This window comes from Bradyrhizobium sp. AZCC 2262 (assembly GCF_036924535.1).
Lineage (GTDB): Bacteria > Pseudomonadota > Alphaproteobacteria > Rhizobiales > Xanthobacteraceae > Bradyrhizobium.
The window spans coordinates 5,898,408-5,911,953 of record NZ_JAZHRT010000001.1 but is presented as its reverse complement, the minus strand read 5'-3'; the positions used below and the strand labels follow the sequence as shown (position 1 = coordinate 5,911,953).

The following is a 13,546-nucleotide window of genomic DNA, read 5'->3' as shown; positions in this document are numbered from 1 at the left end:
ACCAGGTCTCCCGCGGCGTCTCCCGACCTCGGTTCCGACCGGCGGATCGATAGGCATTCGCAATCGCAGCATACGATGGCTTTATTGATCTTGCGGTCATTTCGCGGTCTCATTCGCTGCAGACAGCGGGCGTGGGTCGAGAGCAGTGATTCCGCGACCCCGCTCACGTAAATCCTTGCCACAGCCCTATAATTCGCTTGGCATCTGGTATGCCAGAGATTAGAGTCGATCTAATCAGGTCCAGAGAACGAGACGCTATCAATGACTGTCCATGACGTACAAACGGTCCGCGCGTTCGATCATCCCGGCGCGGGCCGGAAGCGGGCCAAGGCGACCCCGAAGGGCCGCCAGGTCGACCCCACCGCCGCCCACGAGATCGAGCTTCTGCTCGGCGAGCGGCCGCGGCGCCGCGATCTCCTGATCGAGCACCTGCACCTGATCCAGGACAAATACCACCAGATCTCGGCGGCGCATCTGGCGGCGCTTGCCGACGAGATGAAGCTGTCGTTTGCGGAAGTATTCGAGACCGCAACCTTCTACGCCCATTTCGACGTGGTGAAGGAAGGTGAGCCTGATATCGCGCCGCTGACCATTCGGGTCTGCGATTCGCTGACCTGCGCCATGCTGGGCGCGGAAAAGCTGCTGCAAGAATTGCAGGACAATTCCGGCCCCGGCGTTCGCGTGGTGCGTGCGCCCTGCGTCGGGTTCTGCGATAGTGCCCCGGTCGCCGAAGTCGGACACCGCTATGTACTCAATGCGACTTCGGCCGAGGTCCTCGATACCGCGGCGCGGGGCGAGACCCATCCAATCATCCCGTCCTACGTCGATTACGAGACCTATGTCAGCGAGGGCGGCTACAAGCTGCTTGGTGACCTGCGCGCGGGTCGGATCGGCAAGGAAGACATTCTCAAGGATCTGGACGATTCCAGCCTGCGCGGGCTCGGCGGCGCCGGCTTTCCCACCGGCCGCAAATGGCGGGCAGTGCTGGGCGAGCCGGGTCCCCGGCTGATGGCCGTCAATGGTGACGAGGGCGAGCCCGGCACGTTCAAGGATCGCTTCTATCTGCTCCGCGACGTTCACCGTTTCCTCGAAGGGACGTTGATTGCTGCGCATATCATCGATGCAGAGGACGTCTACATCTATCTGCGTGACGAATATCCTGCCGCTCTCAAGCTGCTTCCGCTCGAGATTGCCAAGCTGCCCGCAGGCGGTCCGCGAATTCATATGCGTCGCGGCGCTGGCGCCTATATCTGCGGCGAAGAGTCCGCGCTGCTCGAGAGTCTTGAAGGCAAGCGCGGCTTGCCGCGGCACAAGCCACCCTATCCGTTCCAGGTCGGCCTGTTCGGCCTGCCGACGCTCATCAATAATGTCGAGACTCTGTTCTGGGTGCGCGACATCGTCGAGAAGGGCGCCGACTGGTGGAAGAGCCACGGCCGCAACGACCGTGTCGGCCTGCGCAGCTACTCAGTCTCGGGCCGCGTCAAGAATCCCGGCGTCAAGCTGGCGCCGGCGGGCGTCACGGTCCGCGAATTGATCGACGAGTTCTGCGGCGGCATGGCCGATGGACACACCTTCCACGCATACCTTCCGGGCGGCGCGTCGGGCGGCATTCTGCCGGCCTCGATGGACAACATCCCGCTCGATTTCGGCACGCTGGAAAAATACGGCTGCTTCATCGGTTCCGCCGCCGTCGTCATCCTGTCCGAGCAGGACAGCGTGAAGGGCGCGGCCTTGAACCTGATGAAATTCTTCGAGGATGAGAGCTGCGGCCAGTGCACGCCCTGCCGGGTCGGAACCCAGAAGGCGGCGATCCTGATGGAGCGCCCGGTCTGGAACCGCGAATTGCTCGATCAGTTGAGCCAGGCGATGCGCGATGCCTCGATCTGCGGGCTTGGACAAGCCGCCTCGAATCCGCTGACGTCAGTGATTAAATATTTTCCGGAAGAATTCGTGCCGAAAGAGGCCGCGGAATGACGAAGATCAAGTTCGAACTCGACGGCAAGCAAGTCGAGGCCAACGCGGGCGAAACCATCTGGCAAGTTGCAAAACGCCACGAGAGGGAAATCCCGCATCTCTGCTATTCACCGGAGCCGGACTACCGGCCCGACGGCAACTGCCGCGCCTGCATGGTCGAGATCGAGGGCGAGCGCGTGCTGGCAGCTTCCTGCAAGCGCACGCCGAGCGTCGGCATGAAGGTGAAGACCGAGAGCGCGCGTGCGGTTGCGGCGCAGAAGATGGTGATGGAGTTGCTGGTCGCCGACCAGCCGGCGCGCGCGACCTCGCACGATCCCGATTCGAAATTCTGGCACTGGGCCGAAAAGGTCGAGGTGACCGAGAGCCGTTTTCCGGCCGCCGAGCGCTGGCAGGGCGATAGCAGCCACCCCGCCATGAGCGTCAATCTCGACGCCTGCATCCAGTGCGGCCTGTGCGTGCGCGCCTGCCGCGAGGTGCAGGTCAACGACGTCATCGGCATGGCCTATCGCAGCCACGAAGCCAAGATCGTGTTCGACTTCGACGATCCGATGGGCGAGTCCACCTGCGTCGCCTGCGGCGAATGCGTGCAGGCCTGCCCGACCGGCGCGCTGATGCCTTCGGTGATGCTGGATGAGAACCAGACCCGCGTCACCTATGCCGACAAGAAGGTGGATTCGCTCTGCCCGTTCTGCGGCGTCGGCTGCCAGGTCACCTATCAGGTCAAGGACGAGAAGGTCATTTACGCCGAGGGCCGCGACGGCCCGGCCAACCACAACCGCCTCTGCGTCAAGGGCCGTTTTGGTTTCGACTACATCCATCACCCGCATCGCTTGACAAAACCGCTGGTGCGGCTGCCGAACGCGAAGAAGGATTCAAACGACCAGGTCGACCCGGCCAATCCGTTTACGCATTTCCGCGAAGCCTCGTGGGAAGAGGCGCTCGATATCGCGGCCAAGGGCCTCGTGAAAATCCGCGACGAAAAGGGCGTCAAGGCGCTGGCCGGTTTCGGCTCCGCCAAGGGCTCGAACGAAGAGGCGTACCTGTTCCAGAAGCTGGTGCGCACCGGCTTCGGCTCCAACAATGTCGATCACTGCACGCGGCTATGCCACGCTTCATCGGTGGCGGCGCTGATGGAAGGGCTGAATTCCGGCGCGGTGTCGGCGCCGTTTGCTGCCGCCATGGACGCCGAAGTCATCATCGTGATTGGCGCCAACCCGACCGTGAACCATCCGGTCGCGGCGACCTACATCAAGAACGCCGCCAAGCGCGGCGCAAAGCTGATCATGATGGATCCGCGCCGACAGTCGCTGTCGCGCCACGCCTGGCGGCATCTCGCCTTCAAGCCCGGCAGCGACGTCGCCATGTTGAACGCGATGCTACACACCATCATCACCGAAGGGCTGACCGACCAGCAGTACATCGCGGGCTACACCGAAGGCTTTGACGAACTCGCCGAGCGCATCAAGGAATTCCCGCCGGAGAAAATGGAAGCGATCTGCGGCATTCCAGCGGAGACGCTGAAGGAAGTCGCACGGGTCTACGCCCGCTCGCGGGCCTCGATCATCTTCTGGGGCATGGGCATCAGCCAGCACATCCACGGCACCGATAACGCGCGCTGCCTGATCGCGCTGGCGCTGACCACCGGTCAGGTCGGCCGTCCCGGCACCGGCCTGCATCCGCTGCGCGGCCAGAACAACGTGCAGGGCGCCTCCGACGCCGGCCTGATCCCGATGTTCCTGCCGGACTACCAGCCGGTCGGACGCACCGATCTGCGCGAGCCCTTTGAAAAGCTCTGGCATCAGGACCTCGATCCCGTGCGCGGCCTGACGGTGGTCGAGATCATGAACGCGGTCCATGCCGGCGAGATTACGGGTATGTATATCGAGGGCGAAAACCCTGCGATGTCGGATCCCGATCTGCAGCACGCGCGCGGGGCGTTGGCGATGCTCGACCATCTGGTCGTGCAGGATCTTTTCGTCACCGAAACCGCCTTCCACGCCGACGTGATCCTGCCGGCCTCGGCCTTTGCCGAGAAGAGCGGTACCTTCACCAACACCGACCGCCGCGTGCAGCTCGCGCGCGAAGTGATCAAGCCGCCGGGCGATGCGCGGCAGGATCTCTGGATCATCCAGGAGATCGGCAAGCGGATGGGCTTGCCCTGGAACTATGACGGCCCGGCCGATGTGTTCACCGAAATGACGCAGGTGATGCCGTCGCTGAAGAACATCACATGGGACCGTCTGGTGCGCGAGGGCGCGGTGACCTATCCGGTCGACGCTTCCGACAAGCCCGGCAACGAGATCATCTTCACCACCGGCTTCCCGACCGCGAGTGGCCGCGGCAAGATCGTGCCGGCGAAAGTGATCGCTCCGGACGAGGTGCCGGACGCCGAATATCCGATGGTGCTGTCGACGGGCCGTGTGCTCGAACACTGGCACACCGGCTCGATGACCCGCCGCGCCAGCGTGCTCGACCAGATCGAGCCGGAAGCGGTGGCGTTCATGTCGCCCAAGGACATGCGGCGCTTAAGTGTCTGGCCGGGCGATTTCATCCGCCTGATGACGCGGCGCGGCGCCGTCGAGGTCAAGGTGCGCTCCGACCGCGACGTGCCGGAGAATATGGTTTTCATGCCGTTCTGCTACGCGGAAGCGGCGGCGAACCTGTTGACCAATCCGGCGCTCGATCCGTTCGGCAAGATCCCGGAATTCAAGTTCTGCGCCGTGCGCGCCGAAAAGGTCGAACTGCAGTCGGCGGCGGAGTAGGCGAGAGCTGATCGTCAACGGCGACGTTACTGCGCCGCCGCGATGCCGGCGACGCTTCATTTCGCCGGAACGACAAACACCTGCCCGGGATAAATCAGGTTGGGATTGCGGATCTGTTCCCGGTTCGCCTTGTAAATGACGGCATAGCGCGTGCCTGCGCCATACGAGAGCTGGCTGAGGCGCCAGAGGCTGTCACCGCGGGAGACGGTGGTGGTCGCGATCTTCGGCACCACCACGGTGGAGGGCGGCGAGCCGCTGTCCGGCAAAACGGTGGTCCCCGCGGCGGCCAGCCGCGGATCTGCTGTGTCCGGGCGCTTGGACGCCGTGGCCTGCGCCGTCACGGATGCGGTTGTGTCGGGAACGCTGAACGGCACCTCGGCGCGTGCGCGCACCGAGCCGGCACTCGACGCCTCGTCCACCCTGACACGGTAGCTGCCCGCAGCGACGCCTTCATTGATGGTGACTGCAAAACGTCCATCCGCGCCGGCTGTTACCCCCGTAACAAAGCTGTCGTTGAGATAAAGCCTCAGCGCCGCGCCCGGCTGCGCCTGGCCGCTCACATGGAACTTGCCGCCTGCCTCGATCTCGACCGTCTCTACGACCACAGCGCCGGCCGGTTTTGACGCGCCCGGTTGCGACAACACGACGGTGGGTTTGTCCGGCGTGACCAGCGCCACGACCGGTCGCTCGGTCGATCTCGGCTCCAGCGCCGTCGTCACGCGCTGTTTGGACGTGGCGACCGTGCCGTCCGCCTGTTTTGAGCGCAGCGTCAGGTCGTACGTGCCCGGAGGAAGCTTGGGCGGGACCATGACGAATTGTCCGGATTTATCTGCGACCGCGCGATCATGTACTTCACCGTCGCGCAGCAGTTCCACTGTTGCGCCCGGCGCTGCCCGGCCCGCAACGACGGCTTCACCTGTCGGCTGGATGCTGGCGACGTCGAACGTCGGCACACCGTCGCTGCTCTCGGGCGGTGGGGGCGATCCGATCAGCGCGTCTACGACGGCTTTTGTTTCAGCTTGCGCCTTGGCGAGGGGGGCCGGAGCTTGCTCTGGCTTTGAGATCGCCGGCGCTGTCGTGGCCGTGCTGGTGTCGACCGGCAGCTCGCGGCGGGCGTGCTGAATGGCGAGGGCAAGCGCTGCACCACAGGCGAGAAACGCCAGGAAGAGGATGATGATCGTTCGGCTCGCCGATATGGCAGTCATGATAAACTCACCCGTCTGCCGGATCGCTGACTCCCCGACATTCTATATCGTCTCAAGCAGGGTGGGTACCGGTTTGCGCCAAGAAAACACGGCTTTCTGCCCGTCAGGTCATAGCCAGCCGACGCGCCGGAACCGCCAGAACAGTGCCGAGCACACGAGCAGGATCGTCCCGACTACCGCGAAATAGCCGTATTCCCCTCCAGTTCCGGCATGTGCTTGAAGTTCATGCCGTAGATGCCGGCAATCGCGGTTGGGACTGCGATAATGGCGAGCCATGAGGCGAGTTTCTTGGAGACCGCGGTCTCCTGCGCTTGGCCAACCAGAAGGCTTGCCTCGAAGGCAAATGCGAGCACCTCGCGCAGCGAATCGATGTGCTCCTGGACCGTGCGGACGTGGTCCGTGACGTCACGGAACAGCGGCCGCATGGTGGACCGCACCATCGGCAAATTGTCATGCTCCAGCTTGCGGCAGACCTCGACCAGGGGTCCGACGGCGTTTCGCAGCCGCAACAGATCGCGGCGCAGCAAATACAGCCGCTCGATCTGCGCGCGCGTCATCGCGCTCGCGAGCACCTGCGCCTCCATGGCTTCGACTTCCTCGTGAATGGCTTCGAGCACCGGCGAGTAATTGTCGACGATGAAATCGAGTATGGCATAGAGGATGTAGTCCTCGCCGCGGGCGAGCGCGCGCGGGCAGCTCTCGCAGCGTTCGCGTACGGGCTTGTAAGACGTCGAGGGACCGTGACGCACCGAGACCAGGTATCCTTCGCCGACGAACAGATGCGTCTCGCCGAATGCGATGCTGTCGCCGTCGAGCTGCGCGGTGCGCGCGACGATGAACAGCGCGTCGCCATATTGCTCGATCTTCGGTCGCTGATGAGCGTGGTCGGCATCCTCGATGGCGAGATCATGCAGTTCGAATTGCTGCTGCACGCGGTGCAGCAGCGCCATATCCGGCTCATGCAGGCCGATCCACACCACGTGGCCCGGTTTGCTGCGCCAGCTCGAAGCTTCTTCGATGGCGATGTTGGCGACGCGCCGGCCATCGACATACACACCGGCAGCGACGACTCCTTCGGAGCTGGCGGGCGCGGTGGTTCCAGCGGTTGTGGCTGCTACGTCCATGGTTTCCGTCCCTCAATGATCGTGTCCGAATCTTGCCTTGAGGCAACGTTTTTCAGGAAGGCTAGCACCGGCAGTTCTGCCGTCAATGCGTCGGGGGTTCCGGCGGTGTTGTCACCGCGTGCGCTCAACCCCACCCGTGGGAAAAGTGCGAGAGATAGGCCGCCGTCTTCAAGGCGATGATGCCGCCGACGGCGTATAATGCCAGCACCGAGGTCAGCGCGATCAGACAGACACGCTTGATCGTTTCGAGGTGGGCGTTCGCCGCGCCCGTCTGCTCTCGTTTTTCCGATGAATAGGGAGCCCGCTCGAAAGGGCGGCCGGTGTGCGTCAACAGGGTCATGTTCAAGCCTTCTTGCAGCGCTCGATCGCTGATGCGATTTGTCCGACGCCGGCGTTGGCCCGCTGCTGCAAATGCAGCGCAAGGTGCATCAACAGCCGGAGATAGGGGATAAGCGGATTGCCGCTGTTCTCCAGGTCGAGTTCGAACCTGTCGGCCGGGAAGATCGTTGCGCATCCCGCAGGTCCGCTCTGCGCCCTTGCGAATGACACCGCGGAAGCCTTGAGCAGGAAAAGCCCTCCGGTCCGCCCCTTCGCGTCGCGGGCAACCCAGAAGCCGTCTCCGTTGCGGCCGATGAAGAATGCCGGAATTGCTTCGTTGACGATGCCGGCGTCAAGCGGCTGAAACGGCATGGTGGTGCCCGCGAGTTCGTCGTCCGGCGGTGTGCGGGCGGGTTCGGCCTCGGCCGCCGCTTGCCTCATCTGGTAGCTGACAAACACATCGAACTTTTCACCCACGGCCGTCAGCACGGCCTCGAGTCGTTCCGCTGCACGCTGTGCGGTATTGAAGGTGATCGTGGCCATCGTGGCCTCCTCACAAATCCAGTGTCCATGATGTGAAGGCAAGGCCATAGGAATTCGAGACGAACCGATGGTGCATCGCATAGTGGGAATATAGGAATTCGAACGAAACGGCGTTCCGGTCGGTACTTATGCCGCCCTTATGAGAGGAGAGAGGCCGTCGCCTCGATTTCCCATGCGGTCGTCCGCATCTTGCGCATCAGGCGCCCGCCATCCGGGCGCACCGTGGAGATGCATGATGGCTCACTTACTCACTGGCGACGACAAATTCCGCGAGGAGTCTTCGGGCGATTACCGGTTTGCCCGGACGTATGCAAAACGCGGCAACCGGATGCGCAGCGTTTTGCAGCGCGTCAACGGCTACCTGAAAACCATGATCGAGGCCATCGCCGACTCGAAGGTGCGCCGGATGCAGCGCGATCTCGCGCTTCGCGGCATTCATTTCGATCCGCACGGCAATAACTGGGGGGTGCGTGATTCCGTGCCGAGGGAGCATTGGCGATGAACAGGCCCGTCCTCATCCCGCTGTTGCGCGGTGTCGTCAGGTCTGTGGTGAGGTTTTTCGGTCCGTCCTGGGATGGGCCGGCCAAACGATACCATCCAGAAGAACACGACATGCGCGGTCCCGGACCGAAATGGCGGGAGAAGCACTTTCTCGACCGTGCGTCGGCCGGCGGCGCGTGAGGGCGCCAGGCGAACCTGAGCCGGCTCCGCAGCAATGCTTCCTCGTCAACGGCCTCCGCGGGAGGCAAGGCCCTTCCACAAATCATTCCCGCGTCCGACGGCCCGGCGGGCAGGCAACACAGCTGGCTCGCTGGCGTCGATCGCCGCCGCGAGAGCCCGTTTGAGACGGTAATCATCAATCCGCGCCAGGTATTGCTGCAGGTTCGCTGACGCGCCTGCGTTCGGCTGCAGGATCGCGGTGCAGAGCTCCACGCTGGTCCGGCGGAAGAAGTCGAAATCCGCGCCGCCGTCCTGCCCGGGTTCAAGGCTGTCGATCTCAAGCGCGATCCTGAACACGGCCAATCGGTCGGCATTGTCCCTCGTCACGGCGTAGCGCAGGATCGCCAGATGCCAGGCACGCAGCGTGCCGGCATACCACTCCATTGCATGGGCACTGGAACTCATCCGGGCTGCGCCTAGGATTGAGCCAGGGAATTCTCATGAAGATGAGGACCATGCCGGCTTTCAACCGGGCAGGCGATATCTTCATCGCCGATCGCGGCGATCGCGCTTGCGACCTCCCCTTTTGCGGCGTCCGCCAGTTCGACGATGGGCAGGCGGGTGGCCGGGGACATGAAGCCGAGCAGGCAGAGCGCGTATTTCAACGCGGCGGGGCTCTCCTTCGTGAGGGCCGCGGTCAACGGCGCCAGCCGGTTCTGCAGGTATCTCGCGGTCTGCGGACGCCCCATCCTCGAGCTCGAAAAGACCGTCTGGCACAGCTCCGGTGCGACATTCGAGACGATGGAAATGCAGCCATCGCCGCCATTGGCGATAAAGGCCAGCGCCGTTGCGTCGTCTCCGGACAACAGGCGAAACCCTAATGGCAGCCGTGACCGCAGGCGCAGCAGCCGCGTGATGTCGCCGCTGCCGTCCTTTAGGCCGATGAAGTGCTTGGATTCGGCGAGCCGCAACAGCGTGTCGTCCGATAGCTCGCGCATGGTCCGGGATGGAACGTCGTGCAGGATGATCGGCAGCGCGGTGGAGATCGCGATCGCCCGGAAATGCGCGTGGATACCGGCCTGCATCGGCTTGTTGTAGTACGGCACCACCGAAAGCACGGCGTCGGCACCGATCGCTTCGGCGCGCTGCGTCTGCTCGATCGCCTGACTGGTCGAATTCGAACCCGCCCCGGCGATGACGCGGACGCGGCCTTGCGCCACTTCGACGGCGGTGCGGATGATGCTTTCCTGTTCCGCGGGGCTCAGTGTGGAGGCTTCCCCACCGGTCTCGCTGACGAGGATGGCGCTGATGCCAGCCCGGATCTGGCGCTCGCACAATTCCGCAAAAGCTGCCAGATCGAGCGCGCCATTGTCATCGAACGGCGTGGGAATGTCGGGAATGTAGCCCGCCAGCCAGGTGGCGGGAGTTGAAACTGAGGTCATGGGGATCCGCGGTCTGCAACGGGACGAGGCCGAACGCTTGCTCCGTCCCTGAGGGAGTCTGTCGCCTCTGTCAGGCGACGCGTCGGACGGGCGCATCTCCCGGGGAGGCCGTCGCACCACCCATGTCGAGTTCGATTTCGCGCGCCAGCTCGACGATCGTTTCGGGATGATGGCCGTTTTCGAACAGCGCGTATTTGACGGCTTGCGCATGGTTGACGAACAGACCGCCATAGAGACCGTTCTGTTCCTGGGCGACCCATTGGCCGCACCGGTTCCTGCCAATGAAGACGATTGCGGAGGGAGAGCTACACGATGGAGGTTCGACGAGCTTCACGTTGGTATTCCTTTTCGGAGATGGTAGTGCGCGCCCAATATGTTTTTCGCCGGGTATGAATTCGAGCGGGGTACATCGGCGATCTCATAAGGACCGCATAGGACCGAGGGTGGATTTCGATGAAAGTCAGCCGAGAGATCGGGTGAGCGCACACAGCGCGCTATAGGCCGCCATCTCGTCCCAGTGGTTGAGATCGTGATCGAGAAGCCGCTCCCGCCGGATGCCCGCGATCAGGGCGCAGAGGACCGCAGCCATCCAGAACAGCGCCAGCAGAGTTTGATTCAAGCCGATGCTGCCGAAGCCTGCGAAGGCGATCAAGATGAGCAGGCGGACGCCAAATCGTATCAGGACCTGGGACGATCGCAGCCGTCGTGGCAGGTTCAGCCAATGTTGCACGATGGCCCCGCGGTCAGGCGAAGTTGTCGCTGTAGACCGGCTCGCAGAGGGCGTCGACGCGCTGTGGCGCGCTCGGCACGCTGGTCCGGTGCGACGGCGCGCTGACGCGCCGGGCCTCGACGAACGCGCTCAGGATCGCCAGCGCCAGGTCGGCGTGGCGGGTCTCGATCGATTGATCCAGCCAATCGGGCAGTTCGCGCTGTCGCGACAGCGAGCAGTACCATTCGCCGTCGTCATAGGCGAGGCGGCGGATTTGCCATTGCGGCAATTCCAGATCGATCAGCGCCAGCGCTGCATCGGTCCATGCCTGCGACTGGATCAGCCGCTCGACACGAGCGGCTTTGGCGCTGCCTTCCGTGGACGGAAAGCGTCGGCAGGTCTCGCTGATGATGTCCGACAGGAATTCAGCCGTGACGCCATAGGCATCGCGAAGCCGGTCGCTGAGGGAGGTGGGGACTGCTTGCTCCAAGAGAATCGACATGGCTCATCTCACTTTTGGCGCGGCTGATACGGCAGCCGCACCTGCAAAATTGGCCAGATCGCCATTTGAAAACGAGAGGAAGCGAGGGGCGGAGAAATAGGGATTCCATAAAGGGGCCCCCGTCACAAGGCAGGGACGATTGGGGGTGGGTCTTTATGAGATTCCTATAACGTTGCCGTTGCTCCCTTCTCGAAAACCTATGTGCCTGGTGGCACCTCAGTCCGGCAAAACGCGAAAACCGTCCATTCGGTTCGCGGGCCACGATGCACAGGAACTTTCCCATGCTGGACATTGTCATGCTGGCGCTCGCCCTCGGTTTCTTCGTGGCAGGCATAAGTTACGCCTACGCCTGCGAACGTCTCTAAAGGAGCGGGCCATGATTTTCGATTATTCACTCGCCGGTCTCGTTTCGCTCGGCCTGCTGTTCTACCTGACCTACGCGCTGCTGCGGCCAGAGCGCTTCTGAGTGCGCCATGATTACGCTGGTGGAAGTCGTACTGGCGTTTGTCGTCACCTCGGCGCTGCTGATTGCGCTCGTTCACCTGCTGCTGCCTGCAAAGAAGAAATCGTGAAGGGTTCCCGACTATGACCGTCATCGGCTGGATTCAAATTCTTCTGTACTGCGCCATCGTGGTCGCGCTCGTAAAGCCGCTCGGCTGGTACATGACCCGCGTCTTCAACGGCGAGACGACCTTTCTGTCGCCGGTGCTGCGCCCCGTCGAACGCGGGCTTTACTGGATCGGCGGCGTCGATGAGAAGCGTGAGCAGCACTGGCTGACCTATACGGTCGCTATGCTGCTGTTTCATGTCGGTGGCTTTCTCATTCTTTACGCGCTGATGCGGCTGCAGGCCTTGTTGCCGTTCAACCTGCAGGAACAGTCCGCGGTCGCGCAAGATCTTTCCTTCAACACCGCGATCAGCTTCGTCACCAACACCAACTGGCAGAATTACGGTGGCGAGAGCACGATGTCTAACCTGACGCAGATGCTGGGACTGACGACCCAGAACTTTGTCTCGGCAGCCGTCGGCATTGCCATCGCGATGGCATTGATCCGTGGCTTCGCCCGCTCTTCGGCGCGTACCGTCGGCAATTTCTGGGTCGATGTAACGCGCTGTACCCTTTATGTCCTCCTGCCGATCTGCGTCGTCTACACCCTGTTCCTCATCTGGCAGGGCATTCCGCAGACGCTGGGTTCGTATGTCGATGCAGCGACTCTCGAAGGTGGCAAACAGACCATTGCGATTGGTCCTGTCGCATCCCAAATCGCGATCAAGATGCTTGGAACGAACGGTGGTGGCTTCTTCAATGCCAACGCCGCGCATCCGTTCGAGAATCCCACGGCACTATCCAACTTCGTCCAGATGATCTCGGTCTTCGCGCTCGGCGCCGCGCTGACCAACGTGTTCGGCCGCATGGTCGGCAACCAGCGTCAGGGCTGGGCGGTCCTGGCCGTGATGGGCGTGCTGTTCATCGCTGGCGTCGCCGTCACCTACTGGGCGGAAGCCAATGGCACCACCGCGCTTCATGCGCTAGGGCTCGCCGGCGGCAACATGGAAGGCAAGGAAGTCCGCTTCGGTATCGTTGCATCGTCGCTGTTCGCAGTCGTTACGACGGCGGCGTCCTGTGGCGCTGTGATCGCCATGCACGACTCCTTCACCGCACTTGGCGGTATGATCCCGCTGATCAATATGGAACTCGGTGAAGTCATCATCGGCGGGGTTGGTTCAGGTCTCTACGGCATGTTGATCGTCATCATCGTCTCGATCTTCGTGGCGGGTCTGATGGTTGGCCGCACGCCGGAATATGTCGGCAAGAAAATCGAGGCGCGGGAAGTCAAGATGGCGATGCTGGCCATGCTCGTATTGCCGTTGTTCTATCTCGGTTGGACCTCGGTAGCTGTTGTAGTGCCGTCGGCAGTGGCGTCGATGGCCAACTCCGGTCCGCACGGCTTCACCGAGGTGCTCTATGCCTTCACCTCGCAAACCGGCAACAACGGCTCGGCGTTCGGCGGCCTCACAGGCAACACCTTCTTCTACAATCTCACAGGGGCCAGTTCGATGTTCTTCGGCCGCTTCTTCGTGATCGTGCCGGCGATGGCGTTGGCGGGTTCGCTGGCGGGCAAGAAGTCGATTCCGCCGTCGGCCGGGACTTTGCCAACGACGGGCGGCCTGTTCGTCGGCCTCGTCGTCGGCGTCATTCTGATCGTCGGCGGCCTGACGTTCTTCCCGGCGCTCGCGCTTGGGCCGATCGTCGAGCACCTCGCGATGAACGCCAATACCCTGTTCTGATCGATCCCTCTTCGGAGT

Annotated in this window: 14 protein-coding genes and 1 pseudogene; 6 read left to right on the top strand and 9 right to left on the bottom strand. The window is 62.9% G+C overall.

Annotated features, from left to right (window positions below; all coding sequences use genetic code 11):
• The first annotated feature begins 261 nt into the window (after positions 1-261).
• Both V1283_RS27725 and fdhF read left to right on the top strand, forming a co-directional pair.
• Positions 262-1,974, top strand: coding sequence for an NADH-ubiquinone oxidoreductase-F iron-sulfur binding region domain-containing protein (locus V1283_RS27725; protein WP_334389752.1), 1,713 nt, complete (start codon positions 262-264; stop codon positions 1,972-1,974).
• A complete protein-coding gene (gene fdhF, locus V1283_RS27720) occupies positions 1,971-4,736 on the top strand; it encodes a formate dehydrogenase subunit alpha (protein ID WP_334389751.1) in 2,766 nt (921 codons plus the stop codon). Before V1283_RS27725 ends, fdhF begins: the two co-directional genes overlap by 4 nt.
• A gap of 56 nt (positions 4,737-4,792) precedes the next feature.
• Here fdhF and V1283_RS27715 read toward each other — a convergent pair whose 3' ends face one another.
• From V1283_RS27715 to V1283_RS27700, 4 genes and pseudogenes are all read right to left on the bottom strand, one after another.
• Positions 4,793-5,941, bottom strand: coding sequence for a LysM peptidoglycan-binding domain-containing protein (locus tag V1283_RS27715; protein WP_334389750.1), 1,149 nt, complete (start codon positions 5,939-5,941; stop codon positions 4,793-4,795).
• A 108-nt stretch (positions 5,942-6,049) separates the two neighbouring features.
• Positions 6,050-7,065, bottom strand: a pseudogene (locus V1283_RS27710) (CorA family divalent cation transporter).
• 124 nt (positions 7,066-7,189) lie between these two features.
• Entirely contained in the window at positions 7,190-7,405 is a 216-nt protein-coding gene (locus tag V1283_RS27705; protein ID WP_334389748.1) for a hypothetical protein, read from the bottom strand.
• 2 nt (positions 7,406-7,407) lie between these two features.
• Positions 7,408-7,926, bottom strand: coding sequence for a hypothetical protein (locus tag V1283_RS27700; protein ID WP_334389746.1), 519 nt, complete (start codon positions 7,924-7,926; stop codon positions 7,408-7,410).
• Between the two features lie 235 nt (positions 7,927-8,161).
• On the opposite strand from V1283_RS27700, the gene V1283_RS27695 reads away from it, so the two are divergent.
• Complete coding sequence (locus V1283_RS27695; protein WP_334389744.1) at positions 8,162-8,428, top strand: hypothetical protein; 267 nt, start codon at positions 8,162-8,164, stop codon at positions 8,426-8,428.
• Positions 8,425-8,607 carry a hypothetical protein gene (locus tag V1283_RS27690; RefSeq protein ID WP_334389743.1) on the top strand — a complete coding sequence of 61 codons (183 nt, stop codon included), beginning with the start codon at positions 8,425-8,427 and terminating at the stop codon, positions 8,605-8,607. Before V1283_RS27695 ends, V1283_RS27690 begins: the two co-directional genes overlap by 4 nt.
• 45 nt (positions 8,608-8,652) lie before the next feature.
• Here the strand turns inward: V1283_RS27690 and V1283_RS27685 are convergent, their stop codons facing one another.
• The 5 genes from V1283_RS27685 to V1283_RS27665 form a co-directional block, all read right to left on the bottom strand.
• Positions 8,653-9,051: a hypothetical protein gene (locus tag V1283_RS27685; RefSeq protein WP_334389742.1), complete on the bottom strand. Its 399-nt coding sequence runs from the start codon at positions 9,049-9,051 to the stop codon at positions 8,653-8,655.
• Positions 9,052-9,062: 11 nt separating this feature from the next.
• The gene (gene dapA / locus V1283_RS27680) at positions 9,063-10,028 is read right to left on the bottom strand and encodes a 4-hydroxy-tetrahydrodipicolinate synthase (RefSeq protein ID WP_334389740.1); all 966 of its coding nucleotides are present in this window, start codon (positions 10,026-10,028) and stop codon (positions 9,063-9,065) included.
• A 70-nt stretch (positions 10,029-10,098) separates the two neighbouring features.
• The gene (locus tag V1283_RS27675) at positions 10,099-10,362 is read right to left on the bottom strand and encodes a hypothetical protein (protein WP_334389739.1); all 264 of its coding nucleotides are present in this window, start codon (positions 10,360-10,362) and stop codon (positions 10,099-10,101) included.
• 126 nt (positions 10,363-10,488) lie between these two features.
• On the bottom strand, positions 10,489-10,758 hold the full coding sequence (locus tag V1283_RS27670; protein ID WP_334389738.1) for a hypothetical protein: 270 nt from the start codon (positions 10,756-10,758) through the stop codon (positions 10,489-10,491).
• A gap of 13 nt (positions 10,759-10,771) precedes the next feature.
• Positions 10,772-11,239, bottom strand: coding sequence for a hypothetical protein (locus tag V1283_RS27665; RefSeq protein ID WP_334389737.1), 468 nt, complete (start codon positions 11,237-11,239; stop codon positions 10,772-10,774).
• A gap of 376 nt (positions 11,240-11,615) precedes the next feature.
• Here V1283_RS27665 and V1283_RS27660 point away from each other — a divergent pair, with 376 nt between their 5' ends.
• Positions 11,616-11,705 carry a K(+)-transporting ATPase subunit F gene (locus V1283_RS27660; protein WP_016846764.1) on the top strand — a complete coding sequence of 30 codons (90 nt, stop codon included), beginning with the start codon at positions 11,616-11,618 and terminating at the stop codon, positions 11,703-11,705.
• A gap of 119 nt (positions 11,706-11,824) precedes the next feature.
• Entirely contained in the window at positions 11,825-13,528 is a 1,704-nt protein-coding gene (gene kdpA, locus V1283_RS27655) for a potassium-transporting ATPase subunit KdpA (RefSeq protein WP_334389736.1), read from the top strand.
• Positions 13,529-13,546 lie beyond the last annotated feature (18 nt).

Excerpts from the sequence above, each read along its gene's own strand:
- V1283_RS27725 (WP_334389752.1), top strand. The coding sequence starts at position 262 with ATGACTGTCCATGACGTACAAACGGTCCGCGCGTTCGATCATCCCGGC.
- fdhF (WP_334389751.1), top strand. The coding sequence starts at position 1,971 with ATGACGAAGATCAAGTTCGAACTCGACGGCAAGCAAGTCGAGGCCAAC.
- V1283_RS27715 (WP_334389750.1), bottom strand. The coding sequence starts at position 5,941 with ATGACTGCCATATCGGCGAGCCGAACGATCATCATCCTCTTCCTGGCG.
- V1283_RS27705 (WP_334389748.1), bottom strand. The coding sequence starts at position 7,405 with ATGACCCTGTTGACGCACACCGGCCGCCCTTTCGAGCGGGCTCCCTAT.
- V1283_RS27700 (WP_334389746.1), bottom strand. The coding sequence starts at position 7,926 with ATGGCCACGATCACCTTCAATACCGCACAGCGTGCAGCGGAACGACTC.
- V1283_RS27695 (WP_334389744.1), top strand. The coding sequence starts at position 8,162 with ATGGCTCACTTACTCACTGGCGACGACAAATTCCGCGAGGAGTCTTCG.
- V1283_RS27690 (WP_334389743.1), top strand. The coding sequence starts at position 8,425 with ATGAACAGGCCCGTCCTCATCCCGCTGTTGCGCGGTGTCGTCAGGTCT.
- V1283_RS27685 (WP_334389742.1), bottom strand. The coding sequence starts at position 9,051 with ATGAGTTCCAGTGCCCATGCAATGGAGTGGTATGCCGGCACGCTGCGT.
- dapA (WP_334389740.1), bottom strand. The coding sequence starts at position 10,028 with ATGACCTCAGTTTCAACTCCCGCCACCTGGCTGGCGGGCTACATTCCC.
- V1283_RS27665 (WP_334389737.1), bottom strand. The coding sequence starts at position 11,239 with ATGTCGATTCTCTTGGAGCAAGCAGTCCCCACCTCCCTCAGCGACCGG.
- V1283_RS27660 (WP_016846764.1), top strand. The coding sequence starts at position 11,616 with ATGATTTTCGATTATTCACTCGCCGGTCTCGTTTCGCTCGGCCTGCTG.
- kdpA (WP_334389736.1), top strand. The coding sequence starts at position 11,825 with ATGACCGTCATCGGCTGGATTCAAATTCTTCTGTACTGCGCCATCGTG.